Below are 23,569 nucleotides of genomic sequence, written 5' to 3'. Positions count from 1 at the left end.
AAAAATACAAATTGGGATAGGACAAAAATAAATAGCTATAGCAACGACTCTGATTTCCTGCTTCAATGCTTATATTGTCTATTTCAATACTGTATTATTGAGTAAGGTGATAGTTATTTGAAGAGATGCCTAGTTTCTTTTGCTCTCATAGTCACGGCACTGCTTTGCGGTTCCTTGGTACTAGCTGGTATTTACCTTGTTAGTAGTAATGAGCATAATAGTGGTATTGTCTCTGTTGATAAAGAGTTTTCTCTTAATAATTTATGGAGTGTTATAGTGGAATCTACAGGTATTGTTAATGATTCTGCTAGGCTTGCCAGACTTGAGATAGATATTAATAGTAGTAGTGGTCTTATTGAAGGATTCTTCATAGAATTCTATGGAGTCAAAAATGGTATCTGGCACTATTATCAAGTAGGCATTAATAACGGCAAGCTTTGGTGGTCAAGTAGCAGAGTTAATGACGATGTATATTCGAGTTATACCATGCATCCACTTCATGTGTTAAGAATAATCGATAGCATGGGCATTGATAATATTAGATGTCTTATCTTTGATGCTTCAAGAAAAGGTTTTGTAATTGTTGTCGAACCTATTTTTGTTAATGAAGCTTCGTATCAAAGTAGTCTAGTATATAAAATCGTTTTATGGAATAATAATACATTTACTCCTGTTGAAAAGATCACGATAAGAAACAATAACACGATATACTTGATAGAAGTATATGTTGTTTATGGAGCTACATGTATTCACAGCGAGACTGGGTCAAAATGCCCAGTAAAGCCCACTTGTGTATCCTGCCCAACCATACTTATTGTTCCAAAAGGATTGTACGATAATGTAGAAGCTGAGTACTAAATTGAAAATATTTCGTTGAGATAAAGAATTTTTGGATACTACTTAGAAAGCCTGCCCACAGCATTATACAGTTCTTCAACTAGGTCTTCAGGTATTTTCATGAGATCCCTGTATGTCGCCATTTCTCTTAATACATGACTTATTTCACTAAACGTCTCGTTATTCTTTATTAGCTCAGACTTTATTTTACTTGGCTCATCGGTTATTACATCAAACATGAAGTTAAACAATCCGCTGAAAGCACTCTGTAGCTTAAAGTATTTTTGTTCACCAGTATGGTCGTATAAAATATGTGCAAACAAAGATAGCGTGTATGCATTATAGCCTATTGCTTCAGCTTTATATCTTATGACATCTACTGTAGCGTTTTGTTCAAGAAGATGTAGCAGGATATTGATATCGCTGCTTACACGGAATAAATAGAATGTAGAATCTTTGCTTATTGTGCTTAGTATTTCCTTCTTCTCGTTCTCTAGTGACATAGTGTTCTGGTAAACATATAATGCGAGAATAGTCGCGGGAATAAGGACTATTATTGCTGTTATAGCAGCTATTTTTTCCTTTTCCACAGTAAACACCACCATAATACTAATGACCTGTAGTAATAAAAAATATTGTATTACCTAAACTCTTTGCTGTATACTATGTGTAGAGTGTAAAATCAAATTATGGTTTAATCTAGTAGAGACAACTACCGTTTCAACTGGTATTATTGCTTAAGATAAGAGGAGTGTTTATCCATTACTTGTAAAGGGAAGAGATCTAGCTATCTTCGTCCACCTATATACTTAGCTATTAATTGAGCGAACGCTGGTAGTGAGCGTGTTTGTATTAATAGTTTTCCTGGCCCCTCTACTTCTATTACTAGTCCTTCTCCTCCGAAGAGGAATGATTTTAGTCCACCGAATTTCCTTACATTCCATTTCATTCCAGCACTCATTGCTACGAAGTGGAAGTTATCTACAACCGCTTTTTCACCTGGTCTAAGTTCTATCTTTTCTATACCGCCATAACTTGTAATCCATGCACCACCGTTGCCCGAGAGTTTTAACCAGAACAATTCTCCTTCAGCGAGTAATCCACGGAATCCTCTCCATGCTACACCAACATCTACATCACCATGGTGCGCCAGATAGCTAGTATCCTGGACTATAATATCCTCACCTGGCTTGACTTCAATGTACTCTATGTCTCCGGGTAGGCTGGGAGCAAACCATATTTCTCCTCGTTCTCTAGCCACGAATGTATTTAGGAAGAAGCTTTCGCCGCCAAGCATTTTCCTCATGAGTCCTTTGAGTAGGCCGCCGCTCTGCGTCTTGACTTCGATACCGCTGCTCATATAAACCATTGCACCGGGTTCTGCTGTAACTTGTTCGCCTGGCTCAAGTTCTATGCGTAGTATAGAGTATGATGGGCGGTTCTTGATCTCCCACTTCATTTCCCAGGCAACCCCAGTAGAATATTTATCGAGTCTATATACACAGTGCAAAAATATTATTAAGTTTTCTGTGAACAATCTATTACTGTATACTTACTTAGCACCCTATGCTAAATTTATTAAGGGATTTACAATCATATTTTCTTTTTGCATCAAGTAGCCTAGGCCACCACCAAGGGTGGCGGCTATGCGGTGGAGCGAAATCCCATTGCCTGCCCGTAGATACATACTGTACCATACGATAATTACACCACTCCTCATCACATGGTATATGGTTCCACTATACATGATGATGACTGGGTACAATGTATTTGAAGTCGGGTTATTCTTCACCATAGTGAACATAGCGTCTATACCGGTAACATATATGATTGGTAAGCTGTTCGATAAAGTCCCTATAAGACATGGGCTCATCACGATTGATGCGCTCGATGGCATAGCACTAATATGTTACGGCTTTGCCTATGGGCCTATAGCACCATTAATGTTGTTTCTAGGTCTCCTCATAAACAAGATATCTGGCTTATTCTATCCATTATACCAGGCTGCTGAGAAGATACTCTATCCAAAAGACAGACTGGAAGAAGTATTTGCATGGCACATGAGGCTTCCCGAACTAAGCCAGCTCATTGGGTTCCTCGTGCTAGGCTACTTGTTTGGCTATGTATTCAATAAGCCTGTACACTATAGGGTAGCGTTTATTTTATTTGGTCTCTCCTCAGTCTTCACAATAATGTATTTAATCAAAGCATTACCGCGCATGGATACTACTGAGAGAATTAGTACAGAGAAGTTAGTCTTCAAGATAGACAGGGAGTTCAAGATCATATTGGTTATCGAGGCATTAATGATAATTGCATGGGCTCTTGCTCCAGAAATAGTGCTCCTCAACTATATTGTGAACAAACTAGGGTTAACGCTATTTGAAGTAATGGTCGTAGAGGCAGCTATTAGTATTGGTGCTATAGCCGCTACTTTCGTCTCCGAGAGGATAAGTAGTACAAACAGGTTCAAAGCCATGGCTTTTGGCTACCTCTTGGTAACACTATGGGCTCTAATAATGTATTTAGCACCACTACTCCCCATGGTCGTCATAGCCTATTTAATAGGTAGGTTCGGTGAAACACTAGCATTCCCATTCTATAGGTCATGGCTATTCAGCAAGATACCTAGCGAGAAAGCAGCAAGCATATTATCAGCAATATCAAGCTATAGAAGAATAATAATATTGTTCACACCAGCTATAGCAGGCTATCTAGCATACATCTCGCCAACACTACCATATCTCGCAAGCCTTGTCTTCTTCATGTCGATAATATTCATACTATTATACATGGAGTATATAGTTAAGAGAAAAAGGGAATCTAAATAAGAAAAACACTCCCCATTACATTGAACTATTGTAGTTCATTGTATCAAGCTTACTCTCTAGTTCAATAATTTTCTCATTAAGTATATCACGTATCTTCTTAAGAGTCTCTATATGGCGCTTGATATCCTCTGGTGTAATAAGTTTCTTACCTGGTTTAGCTGTCTTCAGTTTTTTATTCAGATCCTCGAGTTTTTCAATAATCTGGTACAGTATCTCAAGCGTTGTCCCAATACTCATCCTAAGTATCTCTAATCCTTTCTCTGTAATCCTATACTTTACCCTCTTGATCTTGCCACGATATTCTTCACGAGACTCTAAGAGACCCTCCTTAACTAGGTTGTCGAGAACCATGTATAGTGTTGATGTGCTCGGCTTCCAGAAGCCCATTGTTATTTCTTCTATTTTCTTCATAATCTCGTATCCATGCATTTCCCCATAAAGTGCGATTAGCTGGAGAACGAGATTACGTAGTGGAACACTGAAAAGACTCTTGATCAAGTTCTTGGCTCTATTCTCTATCTTATTGATCTGCATTAGTTATTCACCTCCTTGTCTTCATGTTTTCTCCCTCTCCCGCCTACCTTGAAAGGCCACCATGTTCTTCTGCCGAAGACTGCTATTATCGCTGGGGCCATGATGTATACTGCCGATACTGCTATGAATAGTATTCCTGATGATAGGACGAAGCCCATTTCCTTCATAGCCCACATGCTCGTTAGCATTAGTGATGAATATGATGATACTAGTATTAAGGCTAGTCCTATAATGAGTTTACCCGAGGTACGAGCTGCTACACTGAGTGCTTTACGTGGGTCAAGTCTCTCCATCTCGTCACGTGCCTTGACTAGATAGAAGCTATTGTAGTCTACACCTACACCAAGCAGTACTACTAGTATTACCAGTGGCAGGAACCATAGTAGTGGTTTTCCGAAGAATTTCTGGAACAATATGCTGGAGAACCATATACTCCATGTTATTCCAACGTAGATAGTACCCATAGTCACTAATGCGGCTATTACTCCACGCAATGAGAATACTAGTGCCAGGAACATAAGAGCCACTGATACTGGTATGATTTTGCGCCAGAAATTGTACTGAAGAAGCTCGTCAAGATCGACAAGAGATGCTGCTATACCGCCAGTATATGCCTCCACAAGTGGCCCACTTGGATTCACGTACTTCTTGACTATACTCCTTATTGCTTTCACCGTATCTCTCGCTTCATCGCTTTCGCCTGGTACACTAAAGATTACTCTCAGCATCACTACTTTCTTGTCATCAGAAATGAATGCTGTACCATTGTATGCTTTCACATAGTCTAGAGTAATGTTCTCTAATGGTTCTCCAAATGGTCTTGTTGGGCCATATACTATCCTTACATACTTCAACCCAGCTATTTCACTCGAGATCTTCTCTATCAATGCTAACTCATTATCTCCAACAGGCTTATTGAATATTAGTACCACATAGGTTGGCGATGTAGCTGCTGCTCCTATTTTTTCTCCAAGTAATAAATAGGCTTCACGTGTTTGTGTTCCTTCAGGCAGATATAGTTCTAGGTCATGACTCCCCTTGAATGTCAAGAATGTTTGTGTAGCTGGTATCGAGAACAATATTACCAACACTATAATTAGGTACCTTGCCTTTATTACCCCATTCACTACCTTACTCTCTCTCAACATGCTGGAAGCCTTCCTGCCAATGCGACGTGGCCACCAGAATGCTCTCGATCCACCTACGATCACTGTTATGGCTGGTATTAGTGTTAGGCTTGCCAGGAACACCGAGAATATGGCTATTGGTACTGTTATGCCTATTACTCTGAGGAACGGGAAGTCCCATGCTATCGTGAGTGCTGCGAAACCAATTATGTCTGTTGAAGCACTTGCTACAATGGCATCTCTTGCTCTACGCAGAGCCTCTGCTGCAGCATCAGTTAGTGGCATGCCTCTGTCCAGATATTCTTTGAGTCTGTGTAGATAGTATGTTGTATAGTCTATTCCTAGTCCGAGTGCCGTGGTTGTCATTAGTATTCTTGCCCAGCTACTAATGTCCATCACGTAGGCTGCTATGAAGTATACTATAGCTGATGCAACCATTATGGCCGCTCCTATTGATATGAATGGTATTATTGTTGCGAATATTGCTTCTACGACAATGAATAGAATTATCAGAGTCAAGAGGTAACTGTATCTTCGTACCTTGCCTATATCCTGGCGTCCAACTTTCTCCATCTCCTTAGTCGTCACTACACCCCCGGCAACATATGTTTTAGCGTTACTAAAGTGCTTACCAAACACCTCCTCTGCGATCTGCCTTAGTTTGAAGGCGTTATCATACTTTTCATCGTCGTTGCTACCTAGGGGAGCAAATAATATGAGCAATGTTGTGTCATCACTACTTTTCAACGTCTCCATGTAGGCTTTCATGTAGTCTAGGAAAATGCTTTCGAGAACAGGTTTTATCTCATCAGCTATACTCTCTACAATCGTGGCATTAACTTCCTCGTAACCATAAAGTTCTTCTATAATCTTCTTCAAGTCAATTCTCGACAGAACATCCTTCATGACAGCGTTTTCTTCAGCATAATCACTAGTTATATTGTAAACCAATGATACAACATATTGTTTAACCTTGCTCTCGTTCAAAGGATAGTTCTCTATAACCCATTCAATAGTATTGTTCAGCTTCTCAATAATATCCTCCGGAACGTCAGCAGGTATATTCTCCAACATCTTGGCTGCTTCTTCTCTAAATATCGGTGTAACAACAGTCCTTACGTCATTAAATGTTGCATTGAATCCAAGACTATACAATGCATCGAATAATTGTGTTAGATCAACTGGTGCTGTGATATTCGTTTCTTTCATCATTTCACTGGTTAGGTTGAATACTATTTCTTTTGTAGCAAGATAAACAGCTGTCTCGTTGTCGGGACTTATCTCTATTGCTTTCTCAACGATTACCGCAATGAATTCTCTTAGATCTTCTTTGCTCATGTTCATTAACTGAATGTTCTCTGGTAGAAATGTAATGTTCTCCTCGATCATTTTGTTTGTCATGTTGACCAGTATATCCTTAGCTAGTTTCTCGAATATCTCGGGGTTGGGTGATTCTCCCAAATCGTATAGCTTCTCTACTAAGCCCATGAACTCCTTGGGGGCACCCATGTTTGCTAGCATGGTGTTAACAACATCTATAGTCAGATCTCTAAGCAACTCCTCGTCCTCGGCTAGAGAACCAGTAGCATCTGGATCGAGCATTAATACCTTGTCTAGACACAAGAGAATAGTGGTATTCATTGGAGGCGGGTAGTTCCTGGCTTCGCTCTCGACTATGGTCCTATAGATCTCTTGGAGTACAGGAGTTGTCAAACCTTGGCTATATATTGTTTCTAATATGCTTCTAAGCTCTGTCTCCGGCATAGGAATGCTCTTGTTCATCAAGCTAGTAGATGCTATGGTCGTGTTGATCACTGCATTCTTTAAATCATTACTCGTAGGCATTGGCCCTAACTCTATGGACTCATTGGCTATGAGTAACGCCATTTCGTAGGGGATACTATATCCTGCTGAAGATGCTTGCTGGTATATGAGGTCAGCTAAAGGTTTAGTCAATAATTTAACTGCTTTATCTCCCACATCTTCTATTACCAGTAAGGCATTATCTTGTGATGCTCCGGCCAGGCTTGTATTCAGCGTGTAAGTACCAAGTATTAGCTTATTGTCTTGTGTCTCGTTAACAGACAGTGTATTGATGAAAGCATTATGGTACATGTTTGTTATTTCTTCAAGTAAATATAGTTCATCGCCTGATACCTGGCTAGACAATTGGTTTAACAAGATCTCTTTTGTTATATTAGCGAGCATATAGTCGTCTACTATATCCGTGTTGTTACCTACAATACCATACGTTACATTAAATACAACAACGACAAGCTCTGGCTCAACTGGTCCGAGACTGCTCATGTTTGTGTAATATATGACTGTAGCTATGTCGTTTTGGTCAAGTGTACCATTAACATAAGCGTCTGTAGCATATGCTAAGTAGTAGAATGTTCTCGTGACATTGTAGTATAGTAGAGAATATGTGTAGTCAATGTTATATACTGCATTATTGTATTCTCTTATACTGTTCTTGAGCATCATCATTAGTTTGTAGAGCATTGTAAGATTCTCTTTGAGAACAGCATATCCTTCATCAAGCTCCTTGATTGTATCGTGTACACCATAGATCAGCTGATGCAGCTGTGTGATATTATCGACAAGCACATGGTATTCACTACTCATATTAATTAGCATCACTTTAGTCATAGACACCATATTATACATAATGTAAGACTGGTTGAGGAATAGCCCATATCCTTCTACTAGTTGTTTAGTGAAATTCTTCATCATAGTGGTAGTGTTGGCAAGCTGTTCTACAATAAAGATCGATATATTCTCTGATTGTTCTTCAATATTCTCATGGATATCGTAATAGCTTGTCAGATTCTCTGCATAAACTCCTTCTACTTTCTCTTTAAATTCCTTGTATGAATCCCATGCATTGGGATCGCTTGCATTGATTCCTGTTATCAAAAGCATTGAGATGCCCATTGCTTCGGCTGATATATTGAATTTCTCTTGAAGAATATTGTCTGCTTTAACACTCTCGGTATTCTCTGGAAGAAAACCTGTTTCCTCGTAGCTGAGAACTTCGTCGAGTTTTATTGATAATGGTGCTGCGAGTATGATAATTATTATCCATATAGCTATCACTGCACGTGGGTGGCGAACGATTTTATCTGCCAAACCCATTTCCTTCACCCCGTTCTGGGATACTGTACACACTAGATATGTCTAGTCTGAATATAACTAAACCAGATATAAGAGTTTTCTCAAGAAATCACCTAAGCGCAATAGAAGAAACTTCGTGGACTAATTGCTCTACAAGATTTTATTGAGCAGATTTCCTAAACACATGCTCTTTAAACAGGAATACAAGGAGTATGATGTCTATACTGTATACCATAGATGTTATTCTTAAAGGAAGCTCTAGGTCGACGTCAAGAAGATATCCTCCGAGACTTCTAGCAAATATGCTTGTGAAATTACGTGATATGTTTATTATTGATAATGACCTACCTCTATAGCTACTGGGTATGATACTCATCATGAAGGCAGAGTATATCGGGTGGGTTATGTTCATCAAGATCGTTCTGACGAGATAAAGTGCCATAGCAATATAATAGTTGACCACAAGAGTGATCGCTATTAGTAATGGTATACTCGTGCTAGACAATAGTATGTAGAGACGTAATGCACCACCCACTCTTCTTGACGCTTCTGGGAGGAGAATCATCAACAAGCCCATTATTAGATCATTTAGACCATACATTGTCCCAAGTTCTCCGCTGCCAACACCGTATTTTAGTATGAAATAATAGCTTATGTTGTGTATTGATAGAGCTGCACCAAAACCTATCAGAGCTTCAACTACAATGAATCTCCCTACTATATTCCACGGTAGTTCTCTCCATCCACAACATTTTTCTTGTTCACCCTCTTCCTTTGCTATAGGGTACCCTTTTGGTTCACTAATTTTCCTCAGCAACAGTAGCGTCGAGAAGACTAGTAGGGAGACTATGGCTAGTGTTGACCTGTATACTTCTCTTTCAGGGTAATGAAAGTAACTTATGAGGATCCCAGGAACCCAACCCATGAATGCTCCAACAGAGTTCCCTATGAAGCTTAGTGACCAAACATAAGAATATGCTTGCTCATACTTTTTCTCACTGGATATCCTGCTAATGAGTATTGTAAACGTGTTCCAATTAAGATTAAATCCAAGCCCCGATACTACTGCCGATAACACGATTAGTATCTTGTCACCACTTGATAGCAACAGTATTGAAAGAGACTCAAGTGCTATAGAGATGTACATGAGATTTAAAGCACTATACCTATCAACATACCATCCGCCAACAAGACTCGCCACCATAGATGACGCTAAGACTATGCTTCCAAGCAAACCAAATTCGAAGCCAGAATAACCGAGAGTATATAGGAAGAGAGGTCTTATAACCCATGACAAGCTCAGTAGTGCAGAGTGTACAAATGTGTAAAGTAGAATGCTCTGTGGTAAAAGCATCAATAATTCTTTTCCAAATGCCCTCAATCTATTTTGTAAATCCAATATACTGTCTACGAGAAAATTCTTCATTTCCGGAGACCTGGTAAACGTGTTTGTACTAGGAAAGTGTTTATAGTCTCGAATATAGTTATTTATAACTGGAGGTTTTTGAATAGAGTTGTCACGGCAAATACTGGATTTCCTCGGGAGGAAACCTTTTGCCGTAGTAGGTCATCGTGGCGCAGCTGGTGTTAAACCCGAGAACACCATCTCCTCGATTAAGTACGCTATAGAACAAGGCGTTGATATTATTGAAGTAGATGTCCGCATGACTAGAGATGGAAAACTAATACTACTCCACGACGACACCTTCGAGAGACTTGCAGGCATACCACAGAATGTACGGAGCCTCGATTATGACTGGATACGAGAACACATAAAGATCAAGGGAGAACCTGTTGCTACACTAGAGGAGGCACTCAGGATTATTGATGGTATATGCGGGCTTTTCATAGAGATCAAGGAGCCTGACACCATAGACAAAGTCCTCGACATTGTGAAGACTTATGGAGCAGAGAAATGGTCTGCAATAATAAGCTTCTATGAAGAACCTCTTGCATACGTTAAGAATAATTCACCTGAAATAGTCACCGGGATAATATACTTCAAGCCGCCAGGGAAAATAGTTGATGCCAGACGTCTTGGAGCAAAAATAGTACTACCGTACTATAGGCTTGCCACAGAGAAAGCCGTTCGTTTCGCACATAAGCTTGGCTTGAAAGTAGTGGCTTGGACTGTGAATAACTCTGATGACGCATTAGAGCTTGTACGCCGTGGCATAGATGGTATCGCCACTGATTACCCTGAGAGACTAGTGGAGCTCCGTGAGAAACTATGATAAATAAAATAAGCCCATACCCTGGATTAAATCCTACAAGAATTTATTTGGGTAAACAGTAAAGCTAGACTAGAACAAATGAGAAATAGATGATTAGTGATGAGGCTTATAGACAAGTACGGTAGACCACTAACCCACATGAGGATCAGTGTTACCCTTAAATGCAATCACAATTGTATTTTCTGCCACCATGAAGGAATACCTGGTATTAGCGGGGAAGAGCTGTCTGCTAGTGAATGGGTTTTCGTTGCTGAAGCAGCAGTAGAGCTTGGGATCAAGTACTATAAGATTACTGGCGGAGAGCCTCTAGTCAGAAGCGATATACCAGACATTGTTGCAGGGATAACTGGTGTCGGCGGGGAAGTGTCGCTTGTAACAAATGGCTCACTATTATCACAGTATGCAGTAAAACTAGCTGAAGCAGGGCTTGCCAGGATTAATATTAGTCTTCATTCACTCAACCCAAGCGTGTTCAAGAATATTACTCGTGGAGACCTCAATAGAGTCCTTGAGGGCATAAAGAGTGCTGTTGACGCGGGTATACCTGTGAAAATAGACTATCTAGTGCTGAGCCTTAATGAAGACGAGTACAAGGAGATAATAAGTTATGCTGAAAGGATCGGGGCGGATCTCAATATAATAGAGCTTATACCATTAGGAATGAGTCTTGGAGACTATAATAAACTCCATAGGAAACTCGACAAGATCCAGGAATACCTGGAGCAAATAAGTACTAGGAAGTACGTGAAAGAATTCCAGTCAAGACCTACATACGTGCTTCCCACAGGAATACAGGTAACGCTAGTCAAGGGATATGACAACCCAGAACTATGCATGAGATGCACAAGAATCAGAGCGACACCCGACGGTAAACTCAAGACATGCATCTATAGGAACGACATACTAATAGATATGAAGCCTGCAATAAAGGAACGAGACAAAGAAGCACTAAAGAAACTAATAGAAAAAGCAAATAGTCTAAGAGAACCATTCTTTAAATCATTAAAAAAGAATACTGCAAAATAACTGAATATCTAAACTCAAGAATGACCATTGTTTCTAGAGTAAACGTCCCTTATCTTCATTGTTTCATACTCTCAATTTATAAGGATACTAGCATAAGCCCATTAATGATTGCTTATAGATTATGGTGTTGGGATATTAGTGTTAAGTAGTGTATGTACTACAGAATAGATACTTAGGTGATGTATTGGCTAGACCTAGGCCTGTTGTCTGTGTTCATTTCAAGTATAATGGCGTACCTAGGGTTTCTAGAGAAGACAAGCTAGTCGTCAGGTTCTTGAAGAGTCTTGGCGTCGAGTATGCTAGGTTTGATTTGTGGTGGAGTGATCTCGAGCCCGACCCTGGGTTTCTTGATACCGGCGCTGTCGAGTATTATTTGTCTCTACTAAAATTCATGACTGAGAATGGTATTGAACCACTTGTTATTCTTGGTACAGGGTTTCCCTGCTGGCTAAGGAAAGGACTTCTAGAGCCTATTGACGAAAAGTATTGTTCTTGGCTAAAGGATAGACTAGGTATTGATCCATGCCGTGTCTATGTTGGAAGAACCAGTTTCTACGGCAAGGTCTTTGAGTATAGTATGGTTGCCAGCAGCATAGCCTTGAGGTACGCAAGATGGTTTCAGCTAGGAAACGAACTCAACAACCCTCTCATGAAGAACAAGCTAGACCCCATAGCCTTCATTTATACTCTACACAAGGGCCTCAAAGAGTCGCATAGAGAAACCAGGTCAAGACACCAGTTCAAGACTATTGTCAATGTATTTACATGTATTCCAGGGTGGAAGAATTACGTGGAGAAAACATGTAGTAGACTACGTGGAGTAATTGATGTCATTGGGATAGACCACTATCCAGGAACATGGTGTTCATGCTATAACCCATACAACTGGAGTGTACTAGACGACATACTAGCTATAGCCAATAGATACAATACCAAAGTAGCAGTCATGGAGACAGGCTACCCCACCAACGGAATAGGGTTGTGCGGACCGAGACATGGTGAAGAAAAACAGGTAAAGTACATGAACTATTTCTTTAAAACAATAACCTCAAGGTACCTAGACAAACTAGAGTTCGTTTCATGGTACGAGCTACTAGATGAACAACACACACTATTGAACAAAACTAGTTACGAAGGATACTTCGGAGTACTAAAAAATGACTATAGACCAAAGAGAAGCTACTATACCCTTAGGAAATGGTTTTTGTACTTAAAGAAGTCTAGGATTGAAAATACAAACCCTTAAACTTCATCTAATCATTGTTACTCAATTATTCCAGAGTACCTTCATTAAGTATGCTCCTTTTGCTGACGCCTTGTATATCAAGATCAAAGAAGGACGCGTTGTTGATAGCAAAGAAATTGATGAAGGGGTTAGTGGTTTACTGTGTAGAAGCTGATTACATAATTGTAATTGCAGTATACAAAACCTCGAATACAAGGAAATACTTTGGAGGACAATAGAGTTATTTGCTTAGACACTTACTTGATAGACAATGGGGATTGGTTTTGTCTATGGTTGATATAACGGGTAAACCTGTGTCGTACAGGGAAGCCGTTGCCGAGGGTATAATCAAGCTTAGGAGAGAGACTGTAGAGCGTATTAAGAAGGGTCTTGTGGAGAAAGGTGATGTATTTACTGTGTCGAGTATAGCTGCTATAAACGCTGTTAAGAAGACACCAGATCTTATACCATTGTGCCATAATATACCGATAACAAATGTTAAGACAGAATTTGAGATCATAAGTGATGAGGAGATCAAGGTCAAGGTAACAGTCAAGACGACGGCAAAGACAGGGGTCGAAATGGAAGCATTAACAGGAGTAGCAATAGCACTATTGAACATATGGGACATGGTCAAGAAATATGAGAAAGACCAACAAGGACAATACCCCTACACATTAATCAAAAACATAAGAGTAGTGGTAAAAACTAAGAAAGAACTTGAATGATTACGATAGTATTTTTCCTTTGTTTCACATGGAAACCGACCGGTTTCCGATGGTGTTCTCTAGATTTCTTCTATCTCTTTAACTAAGTCTTCTATATCACTGTAGTTGTATGCGTTTATTGTCCCGTCTTGTTCTACTAGTACTAGTATTGGTTTTACTGTTTTTTGTCCTTGTATGCAGTCTGGTGTTTTGTATCGTAGTATCTTGTATATTAGTGTGAAGTCTCCTTTTACACGTATGTTTTTCTTGTCTGCTTCATCAATTATGATCCTTGGTATGTCTATGAGTCGTGTATTCTCTTCTATGACTATTTTTATTGGTGAGGTTATGAGTTTGTATACTAGTATTGTTTTCTCTGCTTGCCGTATTTTCTCGAGTGCTCTCTTCTCTGCCACAGCTATGTTTTGATGACTGGTACCCATGATCTCTGCTATTTGCCTTAATGATAGTCCTTTGCTTCTTAGTTTTAGTACTTTCACTTGTTGCTCAGTAAGGAACCCGTATTTCCCGCTCATCACGGATCCTCTCACGTGATACTATTATGCTTCTTTCTAATAAATTTGTTTTACAGTATGAGGAATATTTATAGGCTCTACCCCTTCTTGTCCAATAACTGGTGTTGAAAATGGATGCAAAGTACATAGTGTTCCTTTTGATAGGGGCTATTATTGGTGCTGGGCTAAGCTATGTTGTGTCAAGTCATTTACTACTAACACCTAGTGGCTCCAGTAATCTTACAGGTAATGCTACAAACGTGACTGTTGTTTTCGCTGTCGAGCTTAATGATCACTCTGCAGCGTTTTGGATTGCATATGACAAGGGATGGTTTAGTGACGCTGGGATCAATGTTGAGGTAAGGACTTTCTCGACAGGACTAGACCTGGCTATAGAGATGAGCCGCGGAGACATTGATGTGGCATTGGTTTGTGTTGGGCCGGCAATAGTTATTAAGTCCAAGGGTGTTGACCTACGGCTCGTCGCTATGACTCACCTACATGGATACGCCTTGGTTGCCAGGCCCGAGTACAATAGTATCGAGGAGCTCAACGGGAAGCTTGTCAGCGTCTCTGGTCCAGGATCCCCGGTATGGCTTCTTGCTCACTTGGTTGAAGAAAAGTATAATGTCACCTTCGAGTACCGTAAAATGCCTCCATTCATGGCAGTCAACGCATTGATGAGCGGCAAGATCGATGCCGCCTTTATACCGGAGCACTACGCCACACTAGTAGAAGCCATGGGCGCCCACGTGCTATTGAGGAGCCAGGATGTATGGCCTAGTATGCCTGGTAGCGGCGTCGTAGTTATGAAGAAGTTCCTCGACAAGCACCCTGATATCGTAGCAAAAATTGTTGAGATAATCGGGAAGGCCACCGACTACATTAGAGAACACCCTGATGAAGCAGCTAAAATAGTTGCCAAGCACTTGGCTACAGACTACGGTATTATGAAGAAGTCTATGGAGCACCTAGACTATACCATAGAGATCAACACAACCGCAATAAAGGAGTACATAGACTTACTTGTAAGATTTGGTGCTATAGACAAGCCTATTAGTGTAGAAGAGTTTATCGATACAAAGTTCATCGGTGAAACATAGATTTGCAGCTCAGAGACGTTATCGCACCACTACTATCGCTCGCCGTAATAATATTTTTGTGGCACATAGCCAGCACTATAGTGAACCAGCCATACCTATTTCCTCCCCCAGAGAATGTAGCTGTTGCTTTTGCTAGGTTGTTTTTCGAGAGAAACCTTTGTTTCCACATGTTTCTTACTCTATGCCGGGTTCTAGCTGGTTTTATCCTTGGGGTAGCACTTGGTTTCCTCATAGGCTTCCTTGTTTCACTCAACTACTTCCTGAGAAGCTCACTGTATCCCTATATTGTCTTTGTAGCTGTTACTCCATCTATAGCGTTTATACCACTACTCATGCTATGGATTGGCCTCAATGACTTGCTACCCATAGTAGCTATCATGATTTGTGTTGCCTTCCCACTGACATACTCTATAATAAGCTCGATGAAGAATCTTGACCCGGAGATAATAGGTGTCGCGAGAACACTTGGTGCCCGTAGAAGAGACCTTGTGCTACGCATAATACTACCGCTATCACTAACACATGTTGCCTCCGCATTAAAGATAGAAGCGGGTCATGGATGGAGAATAGGGTTCATAACAGAATACCTAGCATTATCAACAGGACTAGGAGCACTAATGTACTTCTCCTACGCAACACTCCGTGTAGACGAGATCATAGCATTGATCATAATAATTGGTGTTCTTGCTCTCGGGTTCCAGCTTGTTATAGAGAAAATAGAGTCCATGATAACGCGTAAGTGGGGTTTAGGGAAACAATGACTACGGTAGAGCTAAGGAATGTCTCCAACAAGATACTACATAATGTAAATATCTATGTACCCAGCGGTTGTTTCTACGTCCTCATAGGACCTAATGGTGCAGGCAAGACAACTCTTCTTAAAACCATTGCAGGACTGATAGAGTACACTGGCACAATACTATTCGATGGAGAGCCCATAGACGATCTCCCGCCAGAGAAACGTTGTGTAGGATACATGCCTCAGTCAATAGCTCTATTCCCCCACATGACTGTTGAAGAAAACATAATGTTTGGGCCAAGAGTTAAAGGCTATAGTGTTAGTGAAGCAAGAGCTATCGCCAGAGAGCTAATGGATTTTCTTGGTATAAGCCATTTAGCGAGAAAGTATCCCTTGAAACTTAGTGGTGGCGAGAAGAAGAAAGTAGCATTGGCTAGAGCATTAGCAGTAAATCCAAAGGTTCTCCTCCTGGACGAGCCATTTACTGGAATACAGTACGATCAGAAAGTAGAGATAGCACTTATGCTTAAGAAGCTGTCAGTAAAATACAAGAAGACGATAATACTTGTCACTCATGATATTGATGAGGCTCTCGGGCTCGGGGAGAGCTTTGGCGTAATAAAGAACGGTAGGATACTATACACGGGTTCTCGCGGTGAATTCATAGAGAGTATAGACAATCTACTAGAGTACATAAACGCTTTCGAGTGCATAATCAGTAAGAGGCTTACTGAAGACTTGGTCTACATGGACTGCAATGGACTACAACTACTTGCCCCTCTAGAAAACAAGGCCATTACTAAGAAGGCAAGAATACTCATACCCGCAGACAAGATATACGTGGCAGCAACTCCTGCATGGCATGGCATGAACACATTCAAAGCCAAGATAATAGCAGTCAAGAAGATATTCGGCAATATAGTAGAAGTAAAAGTTATCATAAATAACAACACATATACGCTCAAGCTAACACGAAGCATCCTGCTGAAGCCGGGTAACGAAGTCTACATAAAGATACCAATAAGATACCTCCACGTAGAGACAACATAATAGTTTTATGAAGTGAAGTAAACTCGTTATCTTGAATAAGGACAAAATACTTCTATATCTAATGGAATTCTCCTTGAGATAATTTTTAAAGCGCCAAGAGCTGATACACCATAGACTACTACCTTCTTACCAAGTATTGATGCGTGTTTTAGTATATCCCATATTGTGTTATTCACTATAGCACTGCCTGTAACAAGCACTATATCGACTAATCCTATGTAGTTTTTATTGAGTTCACCATCGTATATTAGTACTCCGTGTTTCCTCCTCCATATAGTATCGTCACGTAGATCTGTTACCAGGAGATTTGATCTAAAGTACTTATAGAGTTCTTCTACATGCGATGGATGGTAACCTATATGTAGTATCCTGGTTGATGATCCGTGTTTACGCATAATGTATTTAGCTAACTCGGTAGCACAGTATTCTGGCTTGTCTCTACTGCAATGAATACTTTTATCAATAATACCAGCAAGTCTTGCAACCGCGTTCACTGTGGCATAGAATATCCCTCTATTCCATAGACTAGTTAGGTCTAGAGACAGTACGTCCTCTAGAGAACCGTGATACCCCTTTGGCGCAACAGTAAAAGCTTGTCCTTCGGCTCCTTTAACTCTACATGACAGGAGTACTTCAGGTCCCCTGACAAGAGCATATTCTTCGCGCTTAAGTTCTAGATCCTTTCCTGTTAGAGATTGACACTCAACAAGCTCGCCAAGGTCAATACCATACTCCTTAATTATACTGAAGACTTCATTCCTAACAAGCTCATCCAGCACACACAATATATTTGCACCTACAAGACTATTCTTAAGAATTAATGATTAGCGGTATCAGAGGTTTTAACTATACCTTGTCTTAACAGAGCACTGAATGCAAAAATATTTGGCTATGAAGTTATTGTAAGAACATTGTCTAAATATAGTAATCGTAATCATGTACTTCCTGTGTTTGACCTTGTTTAATGAATGTGTTTCTAATACTGATTGCCTGTTTTTCTATTGCTTTTGCACCGCACCAGAGGAAGAGTAGGAAAGCTATTCCAAGTATTATTGAGAAGACAGTAAAGATTAATTGTAATCCAACAAGTTCACCTATTTTGTCAAAGACATTAAATGCAATATATGCTAATATAGCCTAGCTTTCAATACAAGATCAATTACTTCTTGAGGAGGATCAAAACTTGATGCCGCTAAATCAATACCCTCATTAAATAATTATGGTCAAATAAAATATAATTTTTGTCTAGAAAAAATGTCTTGTTTTAATGGTTAACAATATGTAATTATTGGTTCCTTATGAAACATCTTTCTGTATAGAATCCTATTTCAAGTATTCTTCAGTAATCTTATTCCTTAGGCTTACTGTACATTCTTTAATTATTTACTCTGCACCGCAGATACTACAGAAAACTTAGGAATAATTAGGAAAATTATCATATTGATTATTATGTTGTCTCTTACCGAAGAGTTAGCTTTTACTTAGTTATGGGTAATGCAATGCAAGACTCTACTATTAGCATGTAAGGTGGATGAAGAGTAGAACTTTCTTGCCTTTGCTGACGAGTTTATTGTATAGTTCTACAGCACTCTTGGAGTCACAGACATGTACTTCTCTACCTCTTTTCTTGAACTCTTCAACAACATTATTATCAACTTTCATGTACCCGTAATAACCAGTACCAATAACGACAGCGTCAACATCTTCGTCAAAGTATTCCTCTACATCAGGATACTGTAGACGATGCCCTTCAATTCTCCACCAGTCACTAACTATTTTCCTTGGAGTGACTATGACGTCTCTTGAATACTTCTTACCATCAATAATTATGACCCCAAAGTCATAGTGTTCGATAAGCGGTTGCTCCATAATACTCACCTAACTTAGTTATTTAGGTAGAAACTTGTTCTACCCAATATTTAATATCTGATTTCTGGTTTTTATTAATGGGTAACAGCGTCTTGGAGTATGTTTATAAGGATGAGAATATTGCTATCATTAGACTCGTTGTAGGTCCTTTGAGTACAAATTCTTACATAATATATGATCGTAGCTCTCTGGAAGCATTGCTAGTAGATCCTGGAGGAGACTATGATAAGATAATCAATGTAATAAGAAGACTCGGCATAAAGATCAGATATGTTATTGCTACTCATGGCCATTTCGACCATGTATTAGCTGCACCCCGAATACTCGATTATACAAAAGCATTATTTGCCATACATAAAGATGATGAACAAATCCTTGAGCATGCCGGAATTTACTGCAGACTATACGATAACTCATGGAGACTCCCCAGAATAGACGAGTACCTTACCGAGGACTCTGTACTAGAAATCAACGACTACAAGCTAAGGATCCTTCATACACCAGGTCATACCCCAGGAAGTATATCCATTTTGGGAAAAGAGTTCGTGTTAACGGGGGATACATTATTCAAAGGAACAACCGGGACAACACGATTTCCAGGAGGTGATCCTAGAGCTCTTGCCCAAAGCATCACCAAACTTATGAAGCTCCCAGATAACCTATTGGTACTACCCGGCCACGGAGAATATACTACCATAGGGTTTGAACGTACATATAATCCTATGGTAAAGAGGTTACTTAATGGGATCACAAGATTCTAACCCATGACCTTGTATCTTTTGTTCCCATATTTTTTCAATAACACATTAAATTCTCTTTTACCTAGAACAGTAACTATCTCTAGATATCCGCCCCGAAAAGCATACACTATAGCACTCCCCTTACCAGCAACTGCTATATATAGATCATTCCATGCATCATAGAGTAATTGCACGGGACTACTTAATGATTCAATAATATCTTCCAAGTCTATATTCCGTTCTTTCATTCGATCTAGGGCATGATTAGAAAATATAATACTAAAACATATACTATCAAGACATATCTTCATGTTCTTCTTTAAACTATAGTGTTTATTCATAGCACAATTATCTCCTTCTATGCCATAGAGTCTGTAGACGACTACTTGTGATTGAGTAATCTCTATTGGATACTTATTCCTAGAAAAGACTACACGGCTTTATAAATAAATCTACTTGATAACCATTACTATACTTGAAGGCAATGACCAAAGCATCCGAAGAATTCCTGGCTCTGTTAATAAGGAATGCTATAATACCGCAAAGTGGGTGATATAAATGATGCTTATTAAGAATTCTTTGGCCATAGTTTCTATAATAGTTATCATACTGTTTTCATGTATTCCAATAACTACTAGCGAGACAGAATTCGAACCAGGCTTTGTTCCATTGGAAAGTTTTAAGCGCGTCATATTCTACTATGGATGGGTAAATACTTCCAATTTACTTGATATAGATTTTGACATACTAGTGTTTAGTGGTGCAGATATCATCTTAACAAACCAGTATGATGTAATAGATGCGCTGAGAACCCGTAGCGTTGAAGTATATGCTTACCTGCACGAAGGAAATACTCCGGTAGGTTTAGGAAGCTCTTTCAAGTCTATGGTTGTAGACGGAGGGCAAAGTCTTTCTGATTGGGTTGCATACATAGAAGGAATCATTGACAGATACATCGGTCTTGTTGATGGCGTTTTTCTTGATGAATGCGATCCCCGTTACTTTGGTACAACCAATCCCGATGATCCTCTTCTCCAAGAGTTTAACCAAGGTCTCCAACAAATAGTGGATTACGCGAAGAATAAAGGACTCAAGGTATTTGTAAACGGTGTTAGGGCCTATGCTAGTCTCGGAGACTACTATCTGTGGGAGAACTTCGTCGCAATATATGATCGAGACACAGGAACCTACACTATTGACCAAAACTTCTTTACAACCACAAGCAACAACCCCTACGAGTGGGTTAATGGTATAGCGAAATACAATTACCTAAAGGAAAATAATCTATTGAGCAAGACAATAGCATTAAGCTACGCCGACATTACATGTCTTGACAACGCCAAGTACGGGTACTACATGGCGAGAATACTTGGCCTTGGCGGATGGGCTTTCGCGCCAGGAGACGTGTATGCAAACGGCGGTAATGTACTTGAGCTTGACATATACGAAACAGGGCCAGCAATCACTGACCCCGTCATAGATACACAAAACAATTTTGTATCAAGAGTGTTTACTTCCGGAGAAATAATGATCGATTACTCAACTACTCCACCAACCCTAATACTGCCATCAACATTTAAGCCTGTAAGACTTGACGCACAAGCACTTGAATACGATAACCTAGATACAACAACATTAACAGGCACGGCAACAAGTATAGAAGCCCTAGCATACCTAATTACACCCAAGGGGCTCTACCTCTACGTAAAAGCATCATATAGTGGATTAACAGATGTAATACTACACATATACATAGATTATGACGGGGATTCAACCACTGGTTACGGCGGTAAAGGAAATTATGGCGCTGATTACATGGTTGAAGTACATAATGAAAGTAACGAAGCACTCCTATGGGAGTATACTGGTACAGGGGGATGGGATTGGTCTTGGAATCTTATTGATTCCGTGAAAATGGTGAATATAACTAATGGAAATACTCTCTCTTTTGAGTTCATTATTCCTCTACAATACATTACAAGTAATGTGTCGTATTTAAGTGTCGCAACAGTGTATAATTACGAGGACGATGCTTTAAAGACAGGTATTCTCTTAAGCTCAGTATTCTCATACAACATTCCAACGCTTTTCGATGACAGGACATTATTCCAGAATCAATACGCTGAGATACAAAGTATAGAGGTAACAAAGCAGTACACAAGAATAGTAGCCTATGCCCCCTCAGGCGTCCTAGCCAAGTACACTATATGTGTTCCTTATGACAGGATAGAAAAAGTAATGAAGAATGGGAGCGAGCTAACAAAATATGATACACCATCATTTACGGGCGAAGGATACTATGTGGAGTACTATACCAATTACGCCAATATAACTATTAGAGTTATTCATAGCAGCCCTGTCACAATAACTATTTACCCGCCATCAGCTGGCAAGGGTACCAGTGGACTAGGCGGTATTGCATATGATTTCAGTTCGCATACATTGATAACAGCGATAATAGTGTCTATGGCATCATTATCCATACTGCTCATAATGTACGTCATTACTACATTGAAAAGATGTGTAGCCAATAGGTAGAATTCCATCTTAATGCCACTAATACTTTTTCTTTATTAATGCATAAAAGAACCCTGTTACTCCATGTATATGTGGATATGATCTCATTGTTTCTTCTAGTAGTGGTGATTTCTTGAAAGGTCTGTTCAAGCTTACTAGCTCTAAGTTATCATGTTTTTCAAGCACATGCTTGACCACATACTCTCCCTCACTTGGCAAGACACTACATGTTGTGTAGAGTATGTAGCCTCCTTTCTTAACGATCTTTGCCGCTGTTTCGAGTAGTTGTTTCTGGAGCTCATTTATTTCTTTTAGTTCGTCTATCTCGTATCTCCAGCGTACATCAGGGTTTCTCGCGAGAGCACCTGTAGAGCTACATGGTGGGTCTACGAGAACTATGTCCATGGACTCCCTGCCAAGAATGTCAACTGCTTTCCTAGCATCCATGTGGTATATCTTGACAACTTTGTCTGTTCCTGTTCTCTCTAGTAGTCTCCTCATTCTCTTGATCCTATCCCTGTTCACATCAAAGGCATGGATTTCTGCTTTGAGTCTCGTTCGCTCGGCCACGTAGCTTGTCTTGTTGCCCGGTGCTGCACAGAGATCTGCAACAACAATTCCCTCCCTGAGCGGTAGAAGTTCTACAGCAACCATACTCGCCTCGTCTTGCGGTGTCACAACACCTGTTTCAATAAGCTTTATGATGTCATCGCCTAGACTCCCATAGACACGTATTGCCTGAGGACTATACTTTCCGGGCTCAACCCTGTATCCCCTATCACTAAGATACTTGAGTATCGCATCCCTAGAAGCCTTGAGCATGTTTACACGGAGAACATGATATGGTGGGGGCTTCAATGTCTCTTTGAGAAACTTATCGAGATCCTCGTTAAGCTCCCTGAAAGCCTCCTCGAGTAATCTATAGAGGCCTGGATGGATCCTGTACTCCAACATGAATTCCTCGTACTTACTTGAAGGACTCCATTTCACCCTAGTGATCTTTTCTATTGCCTCTACAATAGTCTTTGACTTAGATCCTAGTTTTCTTTGGGAGTACTCTATAAGGTGTTTATGGAACTTGTGTCTCCATTTATCGCTCATAATGGTATCGATCTGGAACACATATCCTGCCACACGGAGAACTCCACGAGCAACACTATTAAGATCCCTAGGGCTGAGCCCCGTCAAGTTCTCAACAATATAGTCCACGAGACCATGGTTCCTAAATATATTGTAGACAAGACCACTTATCTTCTTAAACAATACTTCATCACTAATCCTGTACCTATAGAGGACACGGCGAACCGCCTCCTGAATAGGCTTGATCTTCTCACCAAGAATAACCGACTCCACTACAGCATAAACCACTGTCCTCATGCTCGCCAATATTTTACCCCT

22 protein-coding genes are annotated in these 23,569 nt (G+C 40.0%); 12 read left to right on the top strand and 10 right to left on the bottom strand.

The window, feature by feature from the left end:
* Positions 1-117: 117 nt before the first annotated feature.
* Positions 118-858: a hypothetical protein gene (locus J4526_06400; GenBank protein ID WFO74708.1), complete on the top strand. Its 741-nt coding sequence runs from the start codon at positions 118-120 to the stop codon at positions 856-858.
* 38 nt (positions 859-896) lie between these two features.
* On the opposite strand, the gene J4526_06395 is transcribed toward J4526_06400, so the two are convergent.
* Together J4526_06395 and J4526_06390 are read right to left on the bottom strand one after the other, a co-directional pair.
* Positions 897-1,427, bottom strand: coding sequence for a hypothetical protein (locus J4526_06395; GenBank protein ID WFO74707.1), 531 nt, complete (start codon positions 1,425-1,427; stop codon positions 897-899).
* 197 nt (positions 1,428-1,624) lie between these two features.
* Positions 1,625-2,296 (bottom strand): TIGR00266 family protein, encoded by a 672-nt coding sequence (locus J4526_06390; GenBank protein ID WFO74706.1) that lies wholly within the window; start codon positions 2,294-2,296, stop codon positions 1,625-1,627.
* Positions 2,297-2,483: 187 nt separating this feature from the next.
* Between J4526_06390 and J4526_06385 the strand changes: the two genes are divergently transcribed.
* Positions 2,484-3,668 carry an MFS transporter gene (locus J4526_06385; GenBank protein ID WFO74705.1) on the top strand — a complete coding sequence of 395 codons (1,185 nt, stop codon included), beginning with the start codon at positions 2,484-2,486 and terminating at the stop codon, positions 3,666-3,668.
* A gap of 15 nt (positions 3,669-3,683) precedes the next feature.
* Here J4526_06385 and J4526_06380 read toward each other — a convergent pair whose 3' ends face one another.
* The 3 genes from J4526_06380 to J4526_06370 form a co-directional block, all read right to left on the bottom strand.
* Positions 3,684-4,202: a PadR family transcriptional regulator gene (locus tag J4526_06380; GenBank protein ID WFO74704.1), complete on the bottom strand. Its 519-nt coding sequence runs from the start codon at positions 4,200-4,202 to the stop codon at positions 3,684-3,686.
* Positions 4,202-8,467 carry an MMPL family transporter gene (locus tag J4526_06375; protein WFO74703.1) on the bottom strand — a complete coding sequence of 1,422 codons (4,266 nt, stop codon included), beginning with the start codon at positions 8,465-8,467 and terminating at the stop codon, positions 4,202-4,204. The genes J4526_06380 and J4526_06375 overlap by 1 nt, the downstream gene beginning before the upstream one ends.
* 139 nt (positions 8,468-8,606) lie before the next feature.
* Positions 8,607-9,872: an MFS transporter gene (locus tag J4526_06370; protein WFO74702.1), complete on the bottom strand. Its 1,266-nt coding sequence runs from the start codon at positions 9,870-9,872 to the stop codon at positions 8,607-8,609.
* 88 nt (positions 9,873-9,960) lie between these two features.
* Between J4526_06370 and J4526_06365 the strand changes: the two genes are divergently transcribed.
* From J4526_06365 to moaC, 5 genes are all read left to right on the top strand, one after another.
* Entirely contained in the window at positions 9,961-10,680 is a 720-nt protein-coding gene (locus J4526_06365; GenBank protein WFO74701.1) for a glycerophosphodiester phosphodiesterase, read from the top strand.
* A gap of 99 nt (positions 10,681-10,779) precedes the next feature.
* Positions 10,780-11,706: a GTP 3',8-cyclase MoaA gene (gene moaA, locus J4526_06360; GenBank protein ID WFO74700.1), complete on the top strand. Its 927-nt coding sequence runs from the start codon at positions 10,780-10,782 to the stop codon at positions 11,704-11,706.
* A 184-nt stretch (positions 11,707-11,890) separates the two neighbouring features.
* The gene (locus J4526_06355; protein ID WFO74699.1) at positions 11,891-12,952 is read left to right on the top strand and encodes a glycosyl hydrolase 53 family protein; all 1,062 of its coding nucleotides are present in this window, start codon (positions 11,891-11,893) and stop codon (positions 12,950-12,952) included.
* Complete coding sequence (locus J4526_06350) at positions 12,933-13,106, top strand: DUF2283 domain-containing protein (GenBank protein ID WFO74698.1); 174 nt, start codon at positions 12,933-12,935, stop codon at positions 13,104-13,106. The genes J4526_06355 and J4526_06350 overlap by 20 nt, the downstream gene beginning before the upstream one ends.
* Positions 13,107-13,221: 115 nt before the next feature.
* On the top strand, positions 13,222-13,659 hold the full coding sequence (moaC, locus tag J4526_06345; GenBank protein ID WFO76359.1) for a cyclic pyranopterin monophosphate synthase MoaC: 438 nt from the start codon (positions 13,222-13,224) through the stop codon (positions 13,657-13,659).
* Between the two features lie 59 nt (positions 13,660-13,718).
* Here moaC and J4526_06340 read toward each other — a convergent pair whose 3' ends face one another.
* Positions 13,719-14,174, bottom strand: a complete 456-nt coding sequence (locus J4526_06340) for a Tfx family DNA-binding protein (protein WFO74697.1) — start codon at positions 14,172-14,174, stop codon at positions 13,719-13,721.
* Positions 14,175-14,284: 110 nt separating this feature from the next.
* Here J4526_06340 and J4526_06335 point away from each other — a divergent pair, with 110 nt between their 5' ends.
* The 3 genes from J4526_06335 to J4526_06325 are packed head-to-tail and all read left to right on the top strand — an operon-like array spanning position 14,285 to position 17,045.
* Positions 14,285-15,256, top strand: a complete 972-nt coding sequence (locus J4526_06335; GenBank protein WFO74696.1) for an ABC transporter substrate-binding protein — start codon at positions 14,285-14,287, stop codon at positions 15,254-15,256.
* A gap of 2 nt (positions 15,257-15,258) precedes the next feature.
* On the top strand, positions 15,259-16,017 hold the full coding sequence (locus J4526_06330) for an ABC transporter permease (protein ID WFO74695.1): 759 nt from the start codon (positions 15,259-15,261) through the stop codon (positions 16,015-16,017).
* Positions 16,014-17,045, top strand: a complete 1,032-nt coding sequence (locus J4526_06325; protein WFO74694.1) for an ABC transporter ATP-binding protein — start codon at positions 16,014-16,016, stop codon at positions 17,043-17,045. The genes J4526_06330 and J4526_06325 overlap by 4 nt, the downstream gene beginning before the upstream one ends.
* A gap of 26 nt (positions 17,046-17,071) precedes the next feature.
* Here the strand turns inward: J4526_06325 and J4526_06320 are convergent, their stop codons facing one another.
* Together J4526_06320 and J4526_06315 are read right to left on the bottom strand one after the other, a co-directional pair.
* On the bottom strand, positions 17,072-17,830 hold the full coding sequence (locus J4526_06320; protein ID WFO74693.1) for a hypothetical protein: 759 nt from the start codon (positions 17,828-17,830) through the stop codon (positions 17,072-17,074).
* Positions 17,831-18,560: 730 nt separating this feature from the next.
* Entirely contained in the window at positions 18,561-18,914 is a 354-nt protein-coding gene (locus J4526_06315) for an Mth938-like domain-containing protein (protein ID WFO74692.1), read from the bottom strand.
* A gap of 92 nt (positions 18,915-19,006) precedes the next feature.
* On the opposite strand from J4526_06315, the gene J4526_06310 reads away from it, so the two are divergent.
* The gene (locus J4526_06310; GenBank protein WFO74691.1) at positions 19,007-19,675 is read left to right on the top strand and encodes an MBL fold metallo-hydrolase; all 669 of its coding nucleotides are present in this window, start codon (positions 19,007-19,009) and stop codon (positions 19,673-19,675) included.
* Here the strand turns inward: J4526_06310 and J4526_06305 are convergent.
* A complete protein-coding gene (locus tag J4526_06305) occupies positions 19,672-19,965 on the bottom strand; it encodes a DUF4258 domain-containing protein (GenBank protein ID WFO76358.1) in 294 nt (97 codons plus the stop codon). The genes J4526_06310 and J4526_06305 overlap by 4 nt on opposite strands.
* 247 nt (positions 19,966-20,212) lie before the next feature.
* Here J4526_06305 and J4526_06300 point away from each other — a divergent pair, with 247 nt between their 5' ends.
* Positions 20,213-22,192 (top strand): hypothetical protein, encoded by a 1,980-nt coding sequence (locus J4526_06300; GenBank protein ID WFO74690.1) that lies wholly within the window; start codon positions 20,213-20,215, stop codon positions 22,190-22,192.
* Between the two features lie 18 nt (positions 22,193-22,210).
* On the opposite strand, the gene J4526_06295 is transcribed toward J4526_06300, so the two are convergent.
* The gene (locus J4526_06295) at positions 22,211-23,557 is read right to left on the bottom strand and encodes an RsmB/NOP family class I SAM-dependent RNA methyltransferase (GenBank protein WFO74689.1); all 1,347 of its coding nucleotides are present in this window, start codon (positions 23,555-23,557) and stop codon (positions 22,211-22,213) included.
* Positions 23,558-23,569 lie beyond the last annotated feature (12 nt).

Source organism: Desulfurococcaceae archaeon MEX13E-LK6-19 (assembly GCA_029637525.1).
GTDB lineage: Archaea > Thermoproteota > Thermoprotei_A > Sulfolobales > Desulfurococcaceae > MEX13ELK6-19.
Note: the sequence above shows the minus strand (reverse complement) of the source record. Positions and strands in the feature narration are given on the sequence as shown.